The organism is Paenibacillus athensensis (assembly GCF_004514475.2).
Taxonomy (GTDB): Bacteria; Bacillota; Bacilli; order Paenibacillales; family NBRC-103111; genus Paenibacillus_AL; species Paenibacillus_AL athensensis.
In genome coordinates this window covers 126,800-146,984 of record NZ_MYFO02000015.1, presented here as the reverse complement: position 1 = coordinate 146,984, position 20,185 = coordinate 126,800, and the positions used below count along the sequence as shown (strand labels likewise).

Below are 20,185 nucleotides of genomic sequence, written 5' to 3'. Positions count from 1 at the left end.
TGCTTACTTGACCGTTTCTTCCACCCGGTGGCGATTCTGCATGGGCTTCGACAGCGCTTCTTCCCACATGTGGTTCCACTCGGCGTGATCGTTCAGCACGCTGCCTGGATCGGCGCTGCTGCGGACGACGAAGGAAGGATGGAAGGATCGGCCGGATTTGGCTCCGGTTTTATGAAAGCGCAGATCGAGCGACCAGCGTACGATGTCGGAACGGTTAGAGGTTCCGCGGTGAGGCGTGTATTTGTTCATCATGACGATGCCGCCCTTGCGGCACTCTGCGGCCACCGTCTTCACATGAGGCAGCAGCTGGGGAACGATGGTCGTTCCGCCTTCGCCTTGATGCTCCAGGTAGCCGAGCTTGAACACTTCCGGCATAATCTCCATGCATCCGGTCGCGGCGGTAGCGTCAACCAGCGGCATCCAGAAGGTAATGATCTCCGAAGCCTCCGAGTCGGCCTGAGTGACGGCCGCATCCTGATGCCAAGGCACATTTTCTTCCGGCGGCTGTTCACCCGTTCCGCTCCAAGGCAGCTTCGCACGCAGATGCTGGATCGGATTGCACGACAGCTCCCGTCCGAGCAGGCATTCGACCACGTTCAGCAGTTTCTCATTCTTGAGAAACTCGAACATCGCGGGTCCGCGGTATTCCATGATGTCGATATTCCGGTTGATCTCGCGGGATTGCTTGCTGAGGAGAGCGATTCTTTTTTCGAACGGCTCGTTCTCGTGCAGGTCCGTAATCTTGCCTTCCGCCAGCAAAGCGCGCGCACGCTCGTCAATCAATTTGTTTAACTCGTCGATTACCGGCTGCATATCGGCTTCTGTGAAGATGTCCTCCGCGATCAGATAGCCGTACGTTTGAAAGTCCACGATTTGTTTAAGGGTTAAGCTCATTTTGTTCTCCTCCTTGGATACTAACCATTTGATACTTTAAGTATAGGATAAGAAACCACCTGCCTGAAGGCAGAAAATTCGCCGCTATGCGCACTATTTTATCCTGTTTTCGATCACAAGCCTTTTCCGGTAGGCCTGCGGAGACTCCCCGTACACACTCCGAAACACCCTGGCAAAATAGGACGGCTCCTCGTAGCCGAGCTTCTCCGCGATCGTGTACACGGGAAGGTCGGTGAACGCCAGCAGCTTCTCCGCCTCGGCCATGCGGATCGCCTGCAAATACCCCATCGGCGTCTCGTCCGCATGCTCCTTGAAAATCCGGCACAGGTAATTCGGCGTCAAATGGGCATGTTCGGCCGCCTCCCCGAGCGTTACGGGACGGCCCCGGTTCGTATAGAGGAACTGCTTAACGTCCGAGATGGTGCGCATAGCGGGCTCTACGGGTTCGACCGGCTCCGTGGCGCTGTGCGCGATAATCTCAACCCTTGCGATCAGATCGGCCACCATGAAGCTGAAATGATGCCGCAGCAGAGGGGTGTCATAGAGCTCAAGAATGCGGTTGAAGCCTTCCCTCAGATGCGGTTTCAATCTCGCCGGAACGGACAGCGGCTGGAACAGGTCCGCTTCTGGGAGAACTTCCTCCCTGAAGACGTCGATCAGATCCGAGAATTGGATTTCCGCCGCCTCGCCGTGATCGTCGAGAAGCCGGAAGGTGCTCTCCAGGTTGGTAAGCGGCTCGCCGTCGCCGAACAGAAAGGAATGCGGTTCATTCGGGCTGATCACGTACAGCATGCCCGGTTCCGCAGCCGTCATCGTCCCGCCCACGGTCACCGTTCCCCGCCCCTCCAAAATGTATATGAGATGGAACACGGGGTGCTTGTGCATGGCGACGTGATTGTTCAGCCGCCCCTTCATCAGGTTCGTCGTGATATGGTCGATCGCGTATTGCTCATCCTTGACCGAGAGTCTGAACTTCATCCGGACGGCCTCCCTAATCTAAAAAGCAGCTTCACGGAGATGCGCCGAGGATAACTAGGACCAAGCCGCGTCCGCCACTGTCCTCTTGCGCTTCTTCACCTTGCATTAGTGCTAATGCTGCCGGACCAGCTTCGTTACGCGGCCGTACGAGATCCATTCCGCAACGTAAACGTCTCCACGCGAATCGACGCATACTCCGTGCGGGGAGCTGAATTTGTCCGGACGGAAAAAGGTTTTCGGCAAATTCGGCCATCCCTCCGTCTTGTATGCCTGCTGGTCCTCGCCGAGATGCGTGATCAGGCGGTCCTGCCCGTCGAGAATGGTTACCCGGCTGTGCAGGTCGGGGATGAACACTTCATCTCCATGGAAGTAGAAGCTGCAGGGCATATCCAGGTTGTGGTCGATGAACCGCTTGTGCTCGCCCTCCAGTGTAAACACCTGGATGCGGTAATTGCGGCGGTCGGCCACATAGAGCTCCGGCTCTGCGCTGCGCGGGTTAAGCGAGATTCCGTGCGGCTGGATCAGCCTCGCCGGCTCCGATCCCCAGCCGCCCCAGCTGCGGATGTACGTGCCGGCGGCGTCGTAGTGATGCACATAGTACTGGCCGTAGCCGTCGGAGACATAAATGTCCCCGTTCGGGGCCACGCATACGTCGGTGGGTATGTATCGGCGCTCGGCGTCGTACATGTCGGGCCGATCCGGCGGCGCGATGCGGAGCAGCACTTCGCCGTCCAGCGTTGTTTTGACAACCATGGCCCGTTCAATGTCGGCAAAATAAAGATACTCGCGGCCGTCCGCTTCCGTATGCAGATAAAACCCGTGCGCGCCACCTTCAAACTCGTCGCCCCACGACGTCAGGAAGTTCCCGTCGCGGTCGAACACGACAACCGACTGCTTGCCGGTATGATGCACATAAACGCGGTCCTGCGAATCCACGCAAATGCCGTGCGTGAAGCCATATTCCATTCCCTCGGGAGGCCGGCCCCAGCCCTCCTGCACTTCATACGTATGCGTCGAGCTGCCGATCAACAGGCGATTTGCCATGTCATTCTCATCCTCCTACGATTTTGTTTTTGCTGAAATAGCGGCATGAGGGTGCGTTATTCGATGGGATTTCAAGCATTCTGCAAAAATAGCGAACCCACGCGCCGTTATTCCCAGTAAATTCCGCATTTACAGTTAAGATGTACTTCTGGGACACAAAATCAAGGAACAACCATAGCATCAGGCCACTTGATTTTTTTTGTAAATTTGCTCAAAACGATGAGCCGTCTCGTACCCTAACGTAGGGTGCGGTCGTAGGCGATTATAGTCAAACTCAATGTAAGCGTAGAGTGCGCTTACAGCTTGTTTTCGGGTTTTAAATTTTGTTTGGTACACAAGTTCTTTTTTCAACGTGCTATGGAATGACTCGATACAAGCGTTGTCGTAACCATTTCCTTTACGGCTCATGCTGCCAATCATTTTGTATTCTTGTAACTTTGCGCTCCCATGAAATATCCCACAATTTTGCGGGAAAATAAGTCCATTACGCTCGCCAAATACAACCAGCCCTCACCTGTCTGGATGTAAGTGATATCCGTTACCCAAGCTTTATTCGGGGCTAGCACGTTGAATTGCGATTTAAGACATTTTCGAACACAGGCAAGGGTTGTTCCTTAGGGTGTGTCTACTCAAGAGTCTAACATCAAGAATGGGCGAATAAGGTACCCTGGGGTCGCTATTTGTGGTTTTTAACGGGTTTGGGGATGAATAAGGAACCCGGGTACCGCTATTGAGAGGGCAAGTTGGCAATAAGGGCTTGCCGGGGTCCTATTTTTCATTATATTCAAAATAGTCAAAGTCGGCGTGCTTGCGCGTACCGCTCAAGTCCTGCACGCATACCCCCACAAAGCTGCCAGTGAACCGGAGCGGGTTGGCGATATCGTCCGACAGATGGTGGATGTCGATATTCGGCCCGACCGGGATCCAATCGGCTCCCTCCGCGGCATACGAGAACTGCAGGCGGTCGCGGTCAACCTTTGCTTTTAACCGGATGCGTCCGGCCGCCGGTAGAGGAAGATCCGACTCGAGCAGCTCGTCATAGTACCCCTGGATTGTTTGAATGATCCCGAGCACCCGGCCCGTTCCCTCGAGATGGGTAATCCGCAGGTATACGTAATCGTCGGTGTCGTAGTAGAGAATCAACCCCGCCATCTGCTGAAAATGCTCCGGTTCAAACTCGACGGCCGTTTCCGCTTCGATGTGGAAAGCCTGCTGCCGGCGGGCCACCAGACTTTGCCGGTGCCAGGAGCTCATCGACTCCTTACCCTTCAGGCGCAGATGCCCTTTGCGCTCCGTCAGCGAGAGCCAAGACGGATCCGGAGGGATGCGCAGGGTGTTCCACTGCATTTGCAGCTCCGGTTGATCGAAATCGTCCCTTCCCGGGACGGCCCCGAACGGATGCGCTGGCAGGTCCGGCGCCTGGACTTCAACGGACGGGCTTCTTCCCCCGCCCTCCAGGCGGAGCCAGCCGTCTTCGCTCCAGTAGCAGCGCTGGATCGCGGTTTCCCGGCCGAGTGTGCAGAAACGGCCGACGGTCGGCCTCCCGCACAGGTGCGCCATGTACCACTCACCCGTTTGGGTTTCGACCAGGGAGGCGTGACCTGCTTTTTGCAGCGGAAGTTCCATGTTTCCATAGCTCGTCATGACCGGATTCTGCGGATCCGTCTCGTACGGGCCGGCAATAAAAGAGGACCGCGCCATCGTGACGGCATGCTCGTATTTGGTCCCGCCCTCGGCGGTCAGCAGATAATAAAAGCCGTTCTGCTTATACAAATGCGGGCCTTCGGTAAATCCGAGCTCGGTCCCCTGATAAATGTTGGTGACAGGCCCGATCAGTTTCTCTTCCGCAGGCGAGTACTCCTGCAGGGCGATCCCGGCGAAGCGGTTGCGCCCCTTGCGGAAATCCCAGATCATGTTGAGCAGCCATTTGCGGCCGTCGTCGTCATGAAACAGGGAGGGGTCGAACCCGCTGCTGTTCAGGTAAACGGGCTCCGACCACGGCCCCATGATGTCGGCTGCCGTGACCAGGTAATTATGTGTGTCCTTGAAAGCACCCTTGCGCGATTTCACATCGGTATAAATCAGGTAAAATATCCCGTCGTCGTAACTGAGGCTAGGCGCCCACACCCCGCCGGAATTGTCGTCCCCGATCATGTTAAGCTGGGAAACCCGGTTCAGTGGATGCGTCAGCAGCCGCCAATGCACCAAATCCTTCGAGTGATGGATCTGCACGCCGGGAAACCATTCGAAGGTGGACGTCGCCAGATAATAATCGTCTCCGACGCGAAGGATGGAGGGGTCCGGGTTAAACCCGGGCAGTACCGGATTGACGATTCGATTCATAAGCAGCTCTCCTCCCGTCCGACTTCAAACCTTGATCGCCTGGTTCATCTTGCTGCAGACATCCTCGGCAAGCTGGCGCAGGCGGTCCGGATCCATCATCCAGTAAACGTAATGCGGATAATAGGTACCCTCGAAGCGGCTTTCAAGTTCCTTACGGAACGCGTCCAACTTGTTCGCGTTTTCTATGGCGGCTTCGATATCGGCCGCATTCCTGGTCTGCAGAGCCCGCTTCGCCATGAAATAGGCGTGCGCCGAAAGCTCGTAGCCCTTTGCATAGTAAGGGTACAAGTCGAGCATCTCCCCGATTTCCTTGACAAAAGCGTCCGGCAGCCCCAGCGTCTCCGGCTGAAGAATCGAGCGCAGGCACTCGGCCTCCTCTACGGCCTCCCGCTTCTCGGCAAATATCGCCTTCAAGTTCTCCTCGGTCGGCTCCAGGTTCTTCGACGAGCCCGGATCCCACTGCTCCCGCTCATGCCACACATGCATGATATTGTGGATGCTGCTGATCGACTGCGAATACTGGCTGCTGTAGTTGAACACGTGCCCCTTCACGTACAGCGCCTTCTCCATCACCGACGAGCCCGCCTTCATAAAAGCTTTCAGCTTCTCCATCGCATCCGGCGCCGCCGGCACGACAGGCGCTCCCGTTTCCGTCGACGGAGTAAAGCCCGAGTACAGGCCGTATTCCGTCCAGGCACGGTAGACGTTGTCCAGATCCTGGTCGGGATCGGAGCTCAGCATCGCGGCCGCAATGAGATTGAGCGTATTGAAATTGTTGAAATTGTTGGTTTCGTCGATCCACTCGAGGTCCGTGCGGAACCAGGTGCCGGTTACGCCTTTGCTGCGGCAGTGCCGGATGCGGTTCTGCATGTCTTCGACGAGACTGGCTGGAAATGCCCCTTGGCCGTAGTACTGGCCCCATGAGTCGAACTCCGCCCATTGGGTTAAGCCCTGGGTGTTGCCGAGCTTCGGGTTGTGCGGATACGTCGGCCAGAAATCGTGCGGCACGTTCTTGAGGCCGATCACGATATCCCGGGAAACGGCTCCCGCCGCCTCGATGACCGCATTCTGGTGTTCTTTCGAATACGCGAAGTCGCGGATGACCAGCGTTTTTCCCTGTTTGGCAAGCGGCTGATAGACGGAATCGATAAACTCCCGGTACCACGCATTCGGATCGGCGTTCTGGCAGCGTTCGCAGTCGCAGGTCTTTTTAGAGATGGATACCTTGCTTTCCCTCGTAGCCGGACTGATGATCGCCCCCGAAATGTCCGGGAACGACTCCATCAGTTCCTCCATTTTGACGCGCAGGAAATCGAACCAGAACGGATCCGTCGGGCAGATCTGGCCTCTGGCGTTTTTAAGCTCCGGGTAAACCTCCAGCAGTCCTTCCGGGTACCAAATTTCCTTCATTTCGAGAAAAAATTGAATGCCCCGCTTCTTGGCCCTACGGGTGACTTCCTTTATAAAGGACCGGTAAGTCGCCACCGTCACATACCAGACCGGCCAACGCTCCCACAAAATTTCTTCGCTGAAATAGGCCTTCGGTAGCACGATGTATTCCGATAAATTCGTCTGGTGAAAAATCAGGGCATTCATGTCGAACCGCTCGATAAAATCCAGCGCCTGATCGACGTCCTTCCAGCTCCACATCCGGCGATGGTGGAACTCCAAGCCTCTAAAGTCCATTACGTTCATTCCGATACCTCATCCTGAATTTATTGTATTGAGCCTCAGCCCTTGATCCCCGTCTTCGCGATTCCCTCGACGAAGAACCGCTGAGCGAAGAAGAAAAACAACAGGCAAGGAAGCATACTTACCACGGACATGGCCATGATCTGGTTCCAGGTGGTCGCGGCGTCGATGTCCATCATCATGCGCAGGGCGAGCGAAACCGTATATTTTTCCACGCTGCTGATATAGATCAGAACGCTGAAGAACTCGTTCCACGCCCACATGAAGTTGAACAGGGCGGCGGAAATCATCGCAGGAACGCTTAACGGCAGCAGGATGCGGGTCAGGATTATGAAGGAGTTCGCGCCGTCCATAACGGCGGACTCGTCCAGCTCTTTCGGCAGGCCGCGCAGAAACTGGTACTGCATAAAGATATAGAAGGGCGAGCCCCCGAGGATGGCGGGCACGATGAAGGGCAGGTACGTATCCAGGAATCCGAGATTCTGGAACAGCAAATACCGCGGGATAATGACCACCGTCGGCGGCAGCATCAGCGTCGCCAGCATCATGGCGAAGAGCAGCTTATTCAAAGGAAAGCGGAACCGGGCAAATCCGTAAGCGACGATGATACTGGAAAATGATGTAAAAACAACGGTCGGCACCACCATGGTGAACGTATTCCTCATAAAATGGCCGAAGGTAAATTGGCCGCTGCCCTCCCAGCCGAGCTTGTAGCCCTCCAGAATAAACTTGGAAGGAAACAGCCGGATGGAAGTCAGAATCTCCATCGTCGTTTTAAAGGAGCCGAAGAACATCCAGATCAGCGGATAAATAAGAATAACGCCGATCACGGTCAGAATGGCATAAAGCCCGAGCGTGCGTAATTTCATCGGTTGTCACCATCCTCGTAATGTGCCCAGTACCGGGATGACTTGAACACGATTGCCGTCAGAATAATAATGACAAGGAACAAGACCCACGACAGGGCGGACGCATAGCCCATTTTGGTAAAACGGAAGCCATTGTCGTAAATCAGCATGGAGAACAGATAGGTCGCTTTCGCCGGACCGCCCTTGGTGATCGTAAACGGCGTCGTAAAGTCCTGGAACGCGTTGATCGTCTGCATGATCAGGTTAAACAAAATGACGGGAGTCAGCATCGGCAGCGTAATCGAGAAAAACTTTTGGAATACATTCGTGCCGTCGATTTTTCCCGCCTCGTACAATTCCGGAGAAATCTGCTTCAAGCCGGCCAGAAACAAAACCATGGACGTTCCGAACTGCCACATATTGACCAGGCCGACCGTATAAAGCGCGTACTTCGGGTCTCCAAGCCAGTTGACCGGATCGATGTGTACGACGGCCAGAATCTGGTTGACCAAGCCCTCCGACATAAACAGAAAACGCCATAATATCGAAACCGCCACACTCCCGGCAAAAATGGAAGGCAGGTAATAAAGTGCTCTATAAAAATTGATGTGCTTTAAGTTTCGGTTTAACAGCATCGCGACCGCCAGCGCGGCAAGCAGCTTGAGCGGTACAGCGATAATAACCCACTTCAGGGTGACCGTGGCGGAATTCCAGAAATCCCTGTCATCCGTAAACATATGCTTGTAATTATCCAAACCTACGAAGCTTGCGGCCTTCAGCGGCGAGAAATCCGTAAACGAATAATAAAGCGAAGCCAGCAGCGGGTATAGTTCAAGAATAAGAAAGCCCAGCAGCCAGGGCGCAATATATAAAAATCCTACATATTGGTAGTTTTTCTTGGCAGCTTTGTGCAGATGTGTAATGGTGTGCGGTTGTTGCAAAGCCTCTTCGGTTTTCACATACAGCACCTACTTTTTGGTTAATGTTCATTCCTATCGCGATTGAATATCACAAACGGGCAAGGGCGGCCTGATCGAACGCCCTTACGCGTTTGCTTTTTGTATGGTTAGATCTGTTAAGCCTTTATTTCTTAAGCGTCTTTAATTTCGCGTCAAACTGCTTGATCAGTTCGTCCGTCGCCTGCTCCGGAGTCATTTTGCCGTAACCGACTTGATCCAGCGTATCCGTCCAGATCTTGTACAGCTCCTGGTTCTGGCTGACTGCGTTGTCCGGTAGTACTTTACTGGAGGTTTTCAAAGCGGTTTCAAGCGCTTGGTTGACCAGCGGATCGATCTTGTTATCCTTCAGCAGAAGATCTCTGGCTTTTTGCGTTGCCGGTACGCCGCGGGTTGTGCCAAGGATGCCGATGGCTTCCGGATCGTTGCTCATCCAGTTGATGAACTTCGCCGCTTCTTCCGCATTCTTGCTGGCTGCGTTAATCGAAAGAAGAAGCGTGGAACCGGTGTATACGCCCGTATCCTTCATGCCGTTTCCGACAGGAAGCGCGGCAACGCCAAGCTCGTGTTCCTTGATTTTCAGGTAGTTCGGAATCAGGGAAATGAATTTGTACTGCATACCCAGGGTGCCTTTGATCCAGGCCGGGTTTTCGTTCGATTTGTTCTTGTACAGGATTGCTTTGGCCAGCGGCTCGGTTACGCCTTGGTCGAACAGGGACTTGGTGAACGTAAGCATTTTGACCATGTCGTCCTTGGTCCAGCCAAACGAGTAATCGTCCTTGATCCACTGGTTGCCGGTCAGCTGCTTCTGGTAAGTTCTTAGCAGAGTGTCGAGCTCGTCGGAGTCGGTGGAGAACAAGTAGGAGTTTTTATCCTGAGCTTGTACTTTCTTGCCCCACTCAATCAGGTTATCCCAGGTCCAAACCGTATCTTCCGGAATGCCGAATTTCTTGAAGAAGGCTTTGTTGTAAAGCAGAACGCCGCCTTGAAGACCGGTCGGGAAGCCTACCTTCTTGCCGTTAAACAACTGCGTCTTCATGAATTCAGGATCGACGGTGCTAAAATCAATGCTCTTTTGCGTATCCAGATCCAGAAGGAACGGCTTCTGGCCAGCCAGGTCGAGGAACCAGCGGTCGACGATCTGGATGATGTCGGGAGCGGTGCCTCCGGACAATTGGGCTACCAATTTTTCATAGAAGCCGTTGTAGTCCATGTATTCGCCCTGGATTTTGACGCCCGGATTCTTCTTCATGTACAGGTCGATAGCCTCGAGTGTCGCCTTGTTGCGGTCCTGCGCGCCCCACCAGCTGAACCGCAGTGTTACGTCTTTCGGATTATTCGAGCTCGGCGTAGCCGTTGTTGCTCCTGTAGTCGGTGCAGCGGTGTTCGTCGCTCCCTTGCTGCCGTTAGAACATGCGGCAATGAGGCTAGCGATCAGAACCAGAACAATCGTCAGCGAGAATGAAAACTTTTTCTTTTTCAATCTTTTTCTCCCCTTCATTTTCATAATTTTGAAAGCGCTTCCGTTGGGTACTTTTTTATTATAGGTAGTCTCCCGGCAACAAAAAAGGCATGCAAATTTGTAAAGGGTATCACTTTTTCGCCATCTTGGCTGCGGGGTATGAATAATTTGGATTTTAAAAATAATGGTTCCGGGCAAGCGCTTCCTGGTACTTTTCGGCGGCTTCTTGATTCATCTCGATAAAGCTGTCGATCGGGATGCGGATGTAGATCGCCGTCCCCTTGCGGTAAACGCTCCTTATCTTGACGCCGTAATCTTCGCCGTAGGTGAGGATCAATCTTTTATTCACGTTGAAAAGCCCGATATGCTCGGTTTTGGTGTAATCCTCTTCCTTCCTGAGCATGGTCCGGATCTCGGACAGCCTTTCGGGCGGGATTCCCAATCCGTCGTCCAGCAGCCAGATTTTCAAATAGGGACGATCCATGACAAGCTTGATGACGATGGTGCCCGGTCCTTCCTTCTCCTTGATCCCGTGGTAAATGCTGTTTTCAATGAGCGGTTGAAGCAGCAGCTTCATGATGTGCAGGTGCTTGATGTCCTCCTTGTATTCCCACCGCACCTCGAACTGGTTCCGGTACCGCACGGACTGAATATCCAGATAGCACTTCGTATAATAGATCTCTTCTTCCACGGTCACGGTCTGGTTGGAGTTGCTGAGCGAATACTTCAGAATCGTCGACAGATTCTCGATCATGGAGCTGACTTCATTCGGCTTCTTGGTGAGCGCAATCGATTTCCAGCTGATCGTATTCAGCGTGTTGTATAGGAAATGCGGGTTGATCTGGGCTTGCAGAGCGAGCATTTCCATGACCTTCATTTTGTATTTGCGTTCGGACAGCTGCATTTTCAAGTAGTTCTGCTCGATAAAAGTCTTGATAATGCTTTGGATGAGATAGCCGTGCTCGTCCTTCACCCGGGAAATCGCCGAAGGGATGGTCTCTCCTTCCCTTGCGGAATTCAGAATTTTTATTATTTTCATAAAGCTCAGGTAATTGTGGCGCGTTTCATACACGGCCAGCAGGACCCCGAGCAGCAGAGACGCAATCAGGAGGGCGACGGAAATCTCCAGCAGCTTCTGGGGCACCTCGAACAGCACATTGTTCGGCATGATCGACAGATAATTCCAGCTGTATTTTTCCGAACCGTATTTGGAGATCGTATAGGCTTTGCCGTTAGCGTTATAGGTGAAGAATGGACGGTTGTCCTTCTGAAAATTGGCGATATCCCCGCTTCGGATGGACGATGGGATGTTGTTGGCTACGATCGGAACGCCCTTCTCGTTGATGACGACAAGCCCCTGATCGGGGTAGCTCGCGGCGCTGTTCAAAATCTGCTCCATGTAATCGGTTTTGATGTTGAGCATGATGACACCGTCGGATTCGTCGACTCCGGCCGTAAACAAGTTCTTGTAAAGCGTCAGAACCTTCTCCTGCCGGCCCAGCATATCCTCCTGAAGAAAGCCGACTTCGCTCCAGATTCCCTGCGTCGACGGGTTGGCGATGAAGCTTTTGTACCACGCCGTTTCGTAAATATTCTGAAGGTCGACGAGGCCCATCCCGATCGAGGAGATGAGCCGGTTCTGGTCGTTTTTATAATAAATGAAGATCGAATGGATATACGGCTTCACATGGGAAGACGATTCGATATAGCTTTTGATGATGGTAAAAATATTGTTGTCATCGTAAGTCAGCGTCGGCTGGTTGAAGATGCGCTTCAGCGGCACGATGGTGTTCGGATTCACGCTGAAATTCAGGCTCAGCGTATCGAGTTCGGCGATGATGAGATCGATTTTGTCGCTGGCCTGCTTGAGCAGAATCTCGTTGTTTTTATTGACCTCGTCCTTGATGTACCGCTGGGTGATAAAGATCGAAAGGGAGCCCAGAATGACCAGCGGCAGCAGGATGATCACAAGCAGGTTCTTCAGATTCTGGATCAGGATCCGGTTTCGGTTGTAGTTCTCAATTTTCATGTTCCGAACCCCTCCTGAATTCCATCGGCGTTATGCCGAAGTGGCTCTTGAACGCCCGCGTGAAGTTTTTCGGATTGCTGTAGCCCACGTTGTAGCTGACGTCGTAAATTTTATTGTGGATATCCTTCAACTGATCCGAGGCTTTATTCATCCGCACCGCCAATAAATATTGATAAAAGTTCTGTCCGGTCTTCAGCTTGAAAAAATTGCTCAGGTAACTGGTATTCATCCGTACCAATCGGGCCGCTTCCTTAAGGGTGGCGTCTTTATAGTGCGTTTCGAGATACGCCTTCACCGCGGCGATCACTTCTTCATCGTAGTTATACTCCTTCGGTTCGGCGTCGTCTTTATGCGGCTCGGCCGGAGGTTCGGAGGCGTCCGCATCCATTTCGGCCTTTATCCGGCCGAACACTTCCATCAACTCGGCGTATTTGGCGGGCTTTAGGATATAGTCTTTGACTCCGTAAATCATCGCCTGCCGGGCAAAAGAAAAATCCGCATAGCCGCTCAGCAAGATGACTTTGGCCTTCGACTTTCGCTCGAACAGCTCCTTGGCAAGTTCGATCCCCGTCATGACGGGCATCTTGATGTCGCTGAATACGACGTCGATCTCATCGGGGCAGCTGACCAGATATTCGAGCGCCTCCCTGCCGTTCTTGAACCGTTCGACAATATCGAAGCCCAGCTCATCCCAAGGAAAGTAGTGAAAAAGGGCGTCCCTCGTCTCCACTTCGTCATCCACAATGATCATTTTGTGCTTTTTCACTTGAGATTTCACCTCTAATCTGATCTCTCCTTTAAAAATAAACCTTCGGCCCGGTAAATGTAAGGACTTACATGTTGGAAATGGTATCACTTTTTTAGGTATTAAAAAAGTTGATCAAAAGAACAGTTTTGGATGTATACTATTGGGGAGCGCGCCAGAGATTTAATGCGTCTAAGGCACGTGCACTGTAAAAAATCCTACAAGGATTCCCTCTTTTAATTGTTAATTAGATAACAATCCCGAGTCGATCTACAACATCACATAATGCCCGAGTCCAGCAAAATACAGCCCTGCTTCCTTCACTTTGTACCCGAACGTGTTCTTCCACTCTGAAGCAAAGGAAAACACTTGTAGTCGGTAGTATTCGATGAATGGCTTCAGAAAATCCTCAGCGACACTGTCTGTTTTGAAATCCTCAGGATGTTCAAATCTGACTTAGGTCTTGACAGAAAACAAAAATACATCGGAGATGCCCGGTACATCCGATTCCATGATCTTCGTCACACCTCGGCTACAATTCCGATTATCCAAGGTGTTCATGCCAAAATCATTTCTGAGCGGCTTGGACACGTAAGCATTACCACAACAACGAACATTTTTGCTCGCGCTCTCCGGACTGCCGACCAAGCTGCTGCTGATAAATTCGAATCATTCTTTACATTCTAGAGCTGCACAAAGACAACACGAAGACGCCAAGGAGTTTCCTGGCGTCTTCGGTTCATTTGGGTTGATTTCTGTTCGATTTTTACATCAGCTTTACATCAAACCTGTTATGTGTCGTATGCGGAATAGGAACACAATTCACCCCTTTCATTTTTCAACGACTTTTTTTGGATTTGTTTGTGTATCTTACTTTGGACGGTATTATGAAAACCCGTTTTATATACGAAGGTAAGCTTGTACGGGTTGGGGTTCCCGGAATCGGCATCCGTACCGATAATGATTTTATCGACGATGCTTTCAAATACGCTACGATCAAAAGATGGCAGCAGCTCGTTCGTTCGGAGCACTTTACGAAAATGCTCCAGACGCTTGCCCAAGTCAATTTCTTCTTGTGCGGATTGCTCCAACTGTTCCTTTTCTTCGAGCAATGCAGTAAGCGACGTATCCAGTTCCGCATACTTCTGTTCGTAAGTGGCCCGGTCGATTTTTTCATCCAGACACAAATCGATCAGCTTGCAGCGTTTTTGTTCCAATACTTGAATATCGTTGGTCAATTTATTGAGTCGTCGTTGACTGTTCTGGTCGCTGAACATGGATTCCATTCTTTTAATCAGCTCATCAATAATGTCCGTATGATTGCGGCAAACCAACCTGTACGATTCCACAAAAGCGTCCTCGATGATTTTCTCATCCAATCCCTTGCTGTGAGGGCAGAGCTTCTTTCCTTTTTTTGTGGAAGTGACGCACTGCCAAACCGCCTTTTCGTGTGGGGTTCCACTGTGCCAGTTCCGCCGCGAGAAGTTACTTTTACAAAACACGCATTCCAGCATGCTGCTGAATGCAAATTTCCTGCTGTATTTGTCACGCTTACCTTTTATACCGCGGCGGCGATTTTCGCCCCGTCTATGCAAGATGGCCTGCGCCCGCTCAAAGATTTCTTCGCTGACAATCGGTTCATGGTGATTTTTGACATAAAACTGATCTTCCTCTCCATAATTTTCAAGTCTTCTTTTGGAGATCGGATCAACGGTAAATGTCTTACCCTGCAGCAGGTCGCCTTTGTATTTCTCATTTTTGATGATACCAAGAATGGTCGTGTCCTGCCATTCGATTTTTCCGTTTGGGGTTCTAATGCCTGCTTCGGTTAACTCCTTAGCAATCACGTAAGCGCCCATCCCGTCCACATAGCGCTGAAAAATATAGCGGACAAGCTCCGCTTCTTGTTGATTGATGGAAATCTCCTTCGTGCTCAGATCATAAACATATCCCAAGCAGCTTTTGAAGCCGACCAGCTCGCCGCGCTTCATCTTCATTTTCAAACCCTTCTTGACGTTGGCGGATATATTCTCGACCTCTTGCTGTGCTACGGAACTTAGGATAACGAGCAGTAGCTCGCCGTCCATCGTCAGCGTATTGATATTCTCGTCTTCAAAAAATACAGCGATGTTCTTTTCCTTCAACATACGGACGTATTTAAGGGTATCAAGCGTATTTCTGGCAAAGCGAGAGATGGATTTCGTGATGATCATGTCGATTTTCCCGTCCATGCAGTCGTTAATCATCCGCTGAAAATCCTCGCGCTTCGTCACCTGTGTACCGGTAATCGCTTCGTCCGCATACATGTCAACCAGCACCCAGTCGCTGCGATTGTTGACGAGATCGGTGTAATAGGAAACCTGCGATTTGTAGCTATTCAACTGGTCTTCAGAGTCCGTACTTACGCGAGCATAGGGGGCAACGCGAAGAACATCCGATAATTTTCCGCCCTTCCGATCAATCATTTTTCGACTTGCTTTTATCACTTCTACTGCAAGCGCCATAGATATGTCCTCCATTCTTATTAACTTGCCATCAGTATAATAAGAGTTGGTCGGACCGACAAATGTGCAAATTAAGAAGTCAGGTCCGAAATGATGCCGTACTCTCGCATGGTTTTGTTCTTGATCTGCTGGAACTCGCTTTCGGTGATTAACGAGAGTGTAAGCAACTGCTTGATCATCGCAATTTGCATGCTATACCGGATCAGCTTTTCATTCATAACAGACCTCCCAATTATTTTGATATAACGAAAAGCAGAGATGCGCAATGCGCGAAATACCACGAACGCATCTCCATTTCCGCCTCTGTTTGGGTTGCATAACTAAAAAACTTATCCGGCGGACGGTGGTTGGCCGTCCTCATAGGCTTCAAGCCTCTCCCAGGATCGCTGCAAGCCGCCCCCATTGCGATGAGCTATGGCTGGACGGAAGTATCATTATCCCTCCGCATGGGTCCTCGCCTTAAATGGAACCGCCATTCATTGATTGCATGGAAAAATCGCTCGCATTTCTCCGGTTCTGCTAACAAGGCATGCAAAAGCAAGAACCGGCAAAATGGTCGTGGCGCGCCTGCATCGTGGCTATCCTTCATGTGCATGCGGGGAACGTACCGGATAAGTTTGTATGCGGTTGTCAAGGAGTTGTAGAGCGACGATTTTGTCTCTCTACTATCCGTTACATTTTCGGGATCATTTCGGACCCAATTTTTACATTGAAGAAAAAAATAGTGGAGTTGTCCAAAAAGGATAGCAACGAGTAGAACAACTCCAATTATGTGCAAAGACACTTCCATAACCACCATGACAATGGGTCTGGAAGCGTCCTTTGTATTATTAGGTTAACCGGAAATTACTGGTTGGCCTTTTTCTAATCATTTTATGATGGTGGTAGCCGGGAGAACGTAAGCGTCTTAGGGGCACGACCCCGTTGCAAAAACAATTCTCTCACTATCTTCAATGAGCATGTTTGAGCTAGTAGTGGGGTAGATCTCGCATCACAAGCAAAGCTACGGGTTTAGAATAATTGTAGAAACGCCGGCAATATGTAGGTGGGTGGGAGGTAGTCAAGGAGCCAGTCGTAGGCGTAAGTGTGGCATAAGGATGCATCACTCTCCAAGCGTTTTAGGGAGGAATGAGTCCTATGAGAAGTGGGAGAGTATTGCTCATGGAAAAAGCGAATTTGAACGATTAGGAGAAATCCTGGCGGAACTACAGGCAAAAACCAAGACGGCTCCGGTGGTGGTAGTAGAAGAAACCGGACATTACCATCAGGAATTGGTATTCTACTTGGAACGCGGCGGATGGACGCTTCTTTGTGAACCCTTGCAGTCGAACGGGCGAAGGGACGCAATTGCGCAAAGTGAAAACGGATGCCGGATGCATGGCACTTATTGTACATGTACTATACCGCTGAGACGCCCATGAGAATCGTACACGGGGACGAGGGGGTTAGGAAACTGCAGTATGTGATGAGGCAGCCCGAGTTTGTGGAACGCGAGAACGTTGTTGGATCAAGTGTTTCCGGCCTATGAGAACATCCTTTATGACGTATTTTCAGGCACATTGTATTTCGTCAAGCAAAATTACCCCAAAAAATCGTGCATTTTTACCCCTCATCGTCAGGGGTAATTTTCTCAGCGCTCCTTCATCAGTGCGTGCTTCATTCGGTAGCTTTCTCCCTCGAAAACAAGCAGGTGCCCGTGGTGCGCGAGTCGGTCAATCATCGCGGCCGCCATCTGGTCGTCCGTAAACACAGAGCCCCATTTGGAGAATTCCAGATTCGTCGTAATCACAAGACTGCGGCTCTCGTAGCTATCAGCAATAACGCGGAATAAAAGCTGCGAACCTTCCTTGTCAACGGGGATGTACCCCCACTCATCCAGAATGAGGAGCTGGCAGCGCTGGATCTCGCTCATGAGCCGTTCGAGCGTGCCGCCACGACGGGCTTGGGCTAATCGCATGACCAGATCAGCGACCGTGTAGAACTTCACTGTCATGCCGAGCTCACAAGCGCGAAGCCCCGTCGCAATCGCCAGGTGCGTCTTGCCGGTACCCACCGGGCCGTAAAGCACAAGGTTGCGTCGGCCCTGAATAAACGTACCCTCGGTCAGGTCGCTCCACGCTAGCGACGACGGCAGTTTCACGCCATGTCGGTCGTAACCATCCAACGTTTTGTAGACGGGGAATCCGGCGCGGCTGAGCAGTCTCGCCCGACGGCTGCGCTCCCGGCTCTCCATCTCCTCGGCGAGGACGCGGTGGAGAAACTCCTCTTGCTTGGGGGTGGCCTCGGTTTCGCAGAGCTGCACCGCTCGCTGGCTGAGCACAAGCTTTTTGCAGAAGACGGAGATTTCCCCGCGGAGCGTGTCGCGTTCACGTGTCAGGCTCACTGTAGCGCACCGCCCGTCGTTTGCAGCAGCTGGTCATAGACACCCAGATCAACCCGACTCGCTTCCTCCGGTTCAAACGTGGCCAGTCGCGCTGCGAGCACCACACTGTTCGCACTGGTCAGCCGCGCCAGTTGCGTCGCCTGCTCCATCGCCGTGAGCGCCGTCTCCAAATCATAGCGGCTGGAGAGGTTCTGCATGGTGCGCAGCGCTTCCTTCAGTTCGACACGATCAAGCCCGTCCATTTCTTCCCGCAGCCGTTCGGGAAGCGCTTTGCGGATCAGGCTGTTCCGCCAGGCGCCCGGGCTTTGCAGCAAGCGGCTCAGCGTGGTCCGGACATCGACGCTATCCGTCCGCTGCTTGCCGAACATGCGGATATGGATGCTGATCGGCTCGCCGCTCGGCGCGAGCGGCTCTACGGTATGAGCACCGATTCGGACGACCAGCTCGCGACCGGCCCATTCCGGAGCGGATGAGTAGAAATGCTTGCCGTCGACCAGAAACTTGCCGTAGCCGTCGGTCTTCACACGTGTGTACCGGCAGGCGGAAAACGACTGCTTCGGAAGGTAAAGAAACGCTTGCTTGTCGTCTTCAAACAGCAGATGAAGGGGAGCGCCTTTCTTGTAGTGCTCACGATGCCAGTCGGCTTCGCAGCGGTCCAGCAGCTCGCGGTTAAACGCCTGCACGTCGGTGACCGTCGGAAGGGGAACAAAGAAGTTGCGCCGCATGTAGCCGACCTTGTTCTCGACGTTTCCTTTCTCATGGCCGGCGTACGGATTGCAGAAGGTGAGCTGGAAGCCGTAATGCGCTTTGAAGCGCAGGAAGACTTCGGCAAGCCGTACCTGCTCACTGACGCGGCGGCCCACGCCACTGGCGTTATCGAAGATGAGGCGTGTCGGCACGCCTCCGATCCGGTGGAAGATATCCTGCAGGCCGTGCGCGACACACTCTGCCGTTTCTCCACCGAATAGCTGCGCGTAGCCGGCATTACTGTAGGGAAAGCTCACGCATAGGTACTTGTACATCCGCTTCTCGCCGCTGGCGTCGTAGAAGTCGGCTTCGCCGAAATCCACCTGTGCTTCGCCCGGCTGCCAGTCGAGCTCCAGCGTCCCTTCCTGGTATCGGTGCTCCCGGAGGCTTTTCACGTAGCGCTGGACGATCGGATACGAAGCGTCATAACCTTCACACTCCGCTTTGAGGCGGTTGTGAATCCGCATGGCGGTGTGCCGCTGCTTGTACCGGTTTTTGCGATCTTCCTCCAGCCACTGCTGGATGAGCGGCTTGAACGGATCCAGCTTGGAAGGCAACGCTTCCTTGGGCTCTTTCGGTTTTTCCTGAAAACCCTCTGCCGCCATATACTTGCTAACTGTCTTCCGTGTAAGGTTCAGGCGCTCGGCGACCGCCACCGGCCCTAGCCCCTTCGCCTGCAATTCTTTAATCGTCTCAATCTGGCTCATCTTCAGCATCTCCCGTCCCCGCACCCTTCGTTGTTTCACTACGAAAGGTATCGGTTTTTCAATCGTCGTTCGGTTTACCTCGGTCGATCATGATGGGTAATTTTGCGCGATTTTTTGGGGTACGGTACGACGATTTTTCGGGGTACTTTTACTTTACGATAGACAGCACATCTCTGGAGGTGCTGCTGCGTTGTTGATGGCAGCGTCAATGACGTTCGGGAAACATTTCAAGAAGGGGGGGGAACCCCATTCGAGAAAGTGGGTGGAGAACGAAGCGGAAAATTTGGAGAAAAGTCTGTTGGGCTGGAGGGAACATCCAGGGAGGCCGATCTCAAACGGCAGCGTTATGAGGCATGGTGTCGTTGTTGCTGACGTTCATGGAATAACTAAGTGAGTTGGAAATGCAAATGAAGGAGTTTGGTGTCCAGCCTGCGTGAGGTAGAACTGCTGAAAAGCATCCCGAGAATTGGAGACAAGCTTACTGCAGCGAATTGTGGCGGAACTTGGAGATGTCAAGCAGTTTGTGGCTTACGCGGGTCTAGATCCCGGGGTTTTTAGCTCGGGGGAGGTTTAAAGCGACAAGTTCGCGGATTACCAAACGAGGTTCCAAGAGGTTGCGAAGTTCTTTGTATCTGACCGCACAATATGGAATCCAGAGAAGTACCCTCGTCAGGATTCGGGATTACTTTGAAAAGAAAAGAGGGTGAGCCCTACAAGGTGGTCGTGATCGCTTGCGCCAACAAGTTCCTCAATCACATCTACCCCATCCTGAGTAGAGATCAGCCCTCCAAACCACAAAACCCATATTTATCCAAAAAATCGCGCTAATAAAGGTTTTTGTGTAACCTAGAAA

The 20,185-nt window shown here is 52.2% G+C and carries 16 protein-coding genes and 2 pseudogenes; 3 read left to right on the top strand and 15 right to left on the bottom strand.

Going from position 1 to position 20,185, the window contains the following annotated elements; genetic code table 11:
• Positions 1 to 3: 3 nt before the first annotated feature.
• From B5M42_RS21575 to B5M42_RS21525, 11 genes and pseudogenes are all read right to left on the bottom strand, one after another.
• Complete coding sequence (locus tag B5M42_RS21575) at positions 4 to 894, bottom strand: phytanoyl-CoA dioxygenase family protein (RefSeq protein WP_134753737.1); 891 nt, start codon at positions 892 to 894, stop codon at positions 4 to 6.
• A gap of 93 nt (positions 895 to 987) precedes the next feature.
• The gene (locus B5M42_RS21570) at positions 988 to 1,872 is read right to left on the bottom strand and encodes a helix-turn-helix transcriptional regulator (RefSeq protein WP_134753735.1); all 885 of its coding nucleotides are present in this window, start codon (positions 1,870 to 1,872) and stop codon (positions 988 to 990) included.
• A gap of 111 nt (positions 1,873 to 1,983) precedes the next feature.
• Positions 1,984 to 2,916 (bottom strand): NHL repeat-containing protein, encoded by a 933-nt coding sequence (locus tag B5M42_RS21565; RefSeq protein WP_134753733.1) that lies wholly within the window; start codon positions 2,914 to 2,916, stop codon positions 1,984 to 1,986.
• 180 nt (positions 2,917 to 3,096) lie between these two features.
• Positions 3,097 to 3,520 (bottom strand): annotated as a pseudogene (locus tag B5M42_RS21560) (integrase core domain-containing protein); the annotation flags it as partial.
• Positions 3,521 to 3,684: 164 nt separating this feature from the next.
• A complete protein-coding gene (locus B5M42_RS21555) occupies positions 3,685 to 5,259 on the bottom strand; it encodes a glycoside hydrolase family 43 protein (RefSeq protein ID WP_134753727.1) in 1,575 nt (524 codons plus the stop codon).
• Positions 5,260 to 5,283: 24 nt separating this feature from the next.
• The gene (locus B5M42_RS21550) at positions 5,284 to 6,954 is read right to left on the bottom strand and encodes a hypothetical protein (protein WP_209280728.1); all 1,671 of its coding nucleotides are present in this window, start codon (positions 6,952 to 6,954) and stop codon (positions 5,284 to 5,286) included.
• 35 nt (positions 6,955 to 6,989) lie between these two features.
• Complete coding sequence (locus B5M42_RS21545; protein WP_134753725.1) at positions 6,990 to 7,820, bottom strand: carbohydrate ABC transporter permease; 831 nt, start codon at positions 7,818 to 7,820, stop codon at positions 6,990 to 6,992.
• Complete coding sequence (locus B5M42_RS21540; protein ID WP_134753723.1) at positions 7,817 to 8,758, bottom strand: carbohydrate ABC transporter permease; 942 nt, start codon at positions 8,756 to 8,758, stop codon at positions 7,817 to 7,819. Before B5M42_RS21540 ends, B5M42_RS21545 begins: the two co-directional genes overlap by 4 nt.
• Before the next feature lie 124 nt (positions 8,759 to 8,882).
• On the bottom strand, positions 8,883 to 10,238 hold the full coding sequence (locus B5M42_RS21535; RefSeq protein WP_167689982.1) for an ABC transporter substrate-binding protein: 1,356 nt from the start codon (positions 10,236 to 10,238) through the stop codon (positions 8,883 to 8,885).
• 154 nt (positions 10,239 to 10,392) lie between these two features.
• Entirely contained in the window at positions 10,393 to 12,246 is a 1,854-nt protein-coding gene (locus tag B5M42_RS21530; protein ID WP_134753719.1) for a cache domain-containing sensor histidine kinase, read from the bottom strand.
• Complete coding sequence (locus B5M42_RS21525; RefSeq protein ID WP_230633118.1) at positions 12,236 to 13,012, bottom strand: response regulator transcription factor; 777 nt, start codon at positions 13,010 to 13,012, stop codon at positions 12,236 to 12,238. Before B5M42_RS21525 ends, B5M42_RS21530 begins: the two co-directional genes overlap by 11 nt.
• Positions 13,013 to 13,486: 474 nt before the next feature.
• On the opposite strand from B5M42_RS21525, the pseudogene B5M42_RS21520 reads away from it, so the two are divergent.
• Positions 13,487 to 13,678, top strand: a pseudogene (locus B5M42_RS21520) (tyrosine-type recombinase/integrase); the annotation flags it as partial.
• A gap of 104 nt (positions 13,679 to 13,782) precedes the next feature.
• On the opposite strand, the gene B5M42_RS21515 reads toward B5M42_RS21520, so the two are convergent.
• The 4 genes from B5M42_RS21515 to istA form a co-directional block, all read right to left on the bottom strand.
• Complete coding sequence (locus B5M42_RS21515; RefSeq protein WP_230633116.1) at positions 13,783 to 15,495, bottom strand: recombinase family protein; 1,713 nt, start codon at positions 15,493 to 15,495, stop codon at positions 13,783 to 13,785.
• 71 nt (positions 15,496 to 15,566) lie between these two features.
• Positions 15,567 to 15,713: an SHOCT domain-containing protein gene (locus tag B5M42_RS21510; protein WP_134753715.1), complete on the bottom strand. Its 147-nt coding sequence runs from the start codon at positions 15,711 to 15,713 to the stop codon at positions 15,567 to 15,569.
• 1,412 nt (positions 15,714 to 17,125) lie between these two features.
• The gene (gene istB / locus B5M42_RS21505; protein WP_134753713.1) at positions 17,126 to 17,878 is read right to left on the bottom strand and encodes an IS21-like element helper ATPase IstB; all 753 of its coding nucleotides are present in this window, start codon (positions 17,876 to 17,878) and stop codon (positions 17,126 to 17,128) included.
• Positions 17,875 to 19,332: an IS21 family transposase gene (gene istA / locus B5M42_RS21500; protein ID WP_209280727.1), complete on the bottom strand. Its 1,458-nt coding sequence runs from the start codon at positions 19,330 to 19,332 to the stop codon at positions 17,875 to 17,877. Before istA ends, istB begins: the two co-directional genes overlap by 4 nt.
• Positions 19,333 to 19,825: 493 nt before the next feature.
• Between istA and B5M42_RS25410 the strand changes: the two genes are divergently transcribed.
• Positions 19,826 to 19,906 (top strand): transposase, encoded by an 81-nt coding sequence (locus tag B5M42_RS25410; RefSeq protein WP_329959348.1) that lies wholly within the window; start codon positions 19,826 to 19,828, stop codon positions 19,904 to 19,906.
• Between the two features lie 40 nt (positions 19,907 to 19,946).
• Positions 19,947 to 20,039 (top strand): hypothetical protein, encoded by a 93-nt coding sequence (locus B5M42_RS21490; RefSeq protein ID WP_230633115.1) that lies wholly within the window; start codon positions 19,947 to 19,949, stop codon positions 20,037 to 20,039.
• Positions 20,040 to 20,185 lie beyond the last annotated feature (146 nt).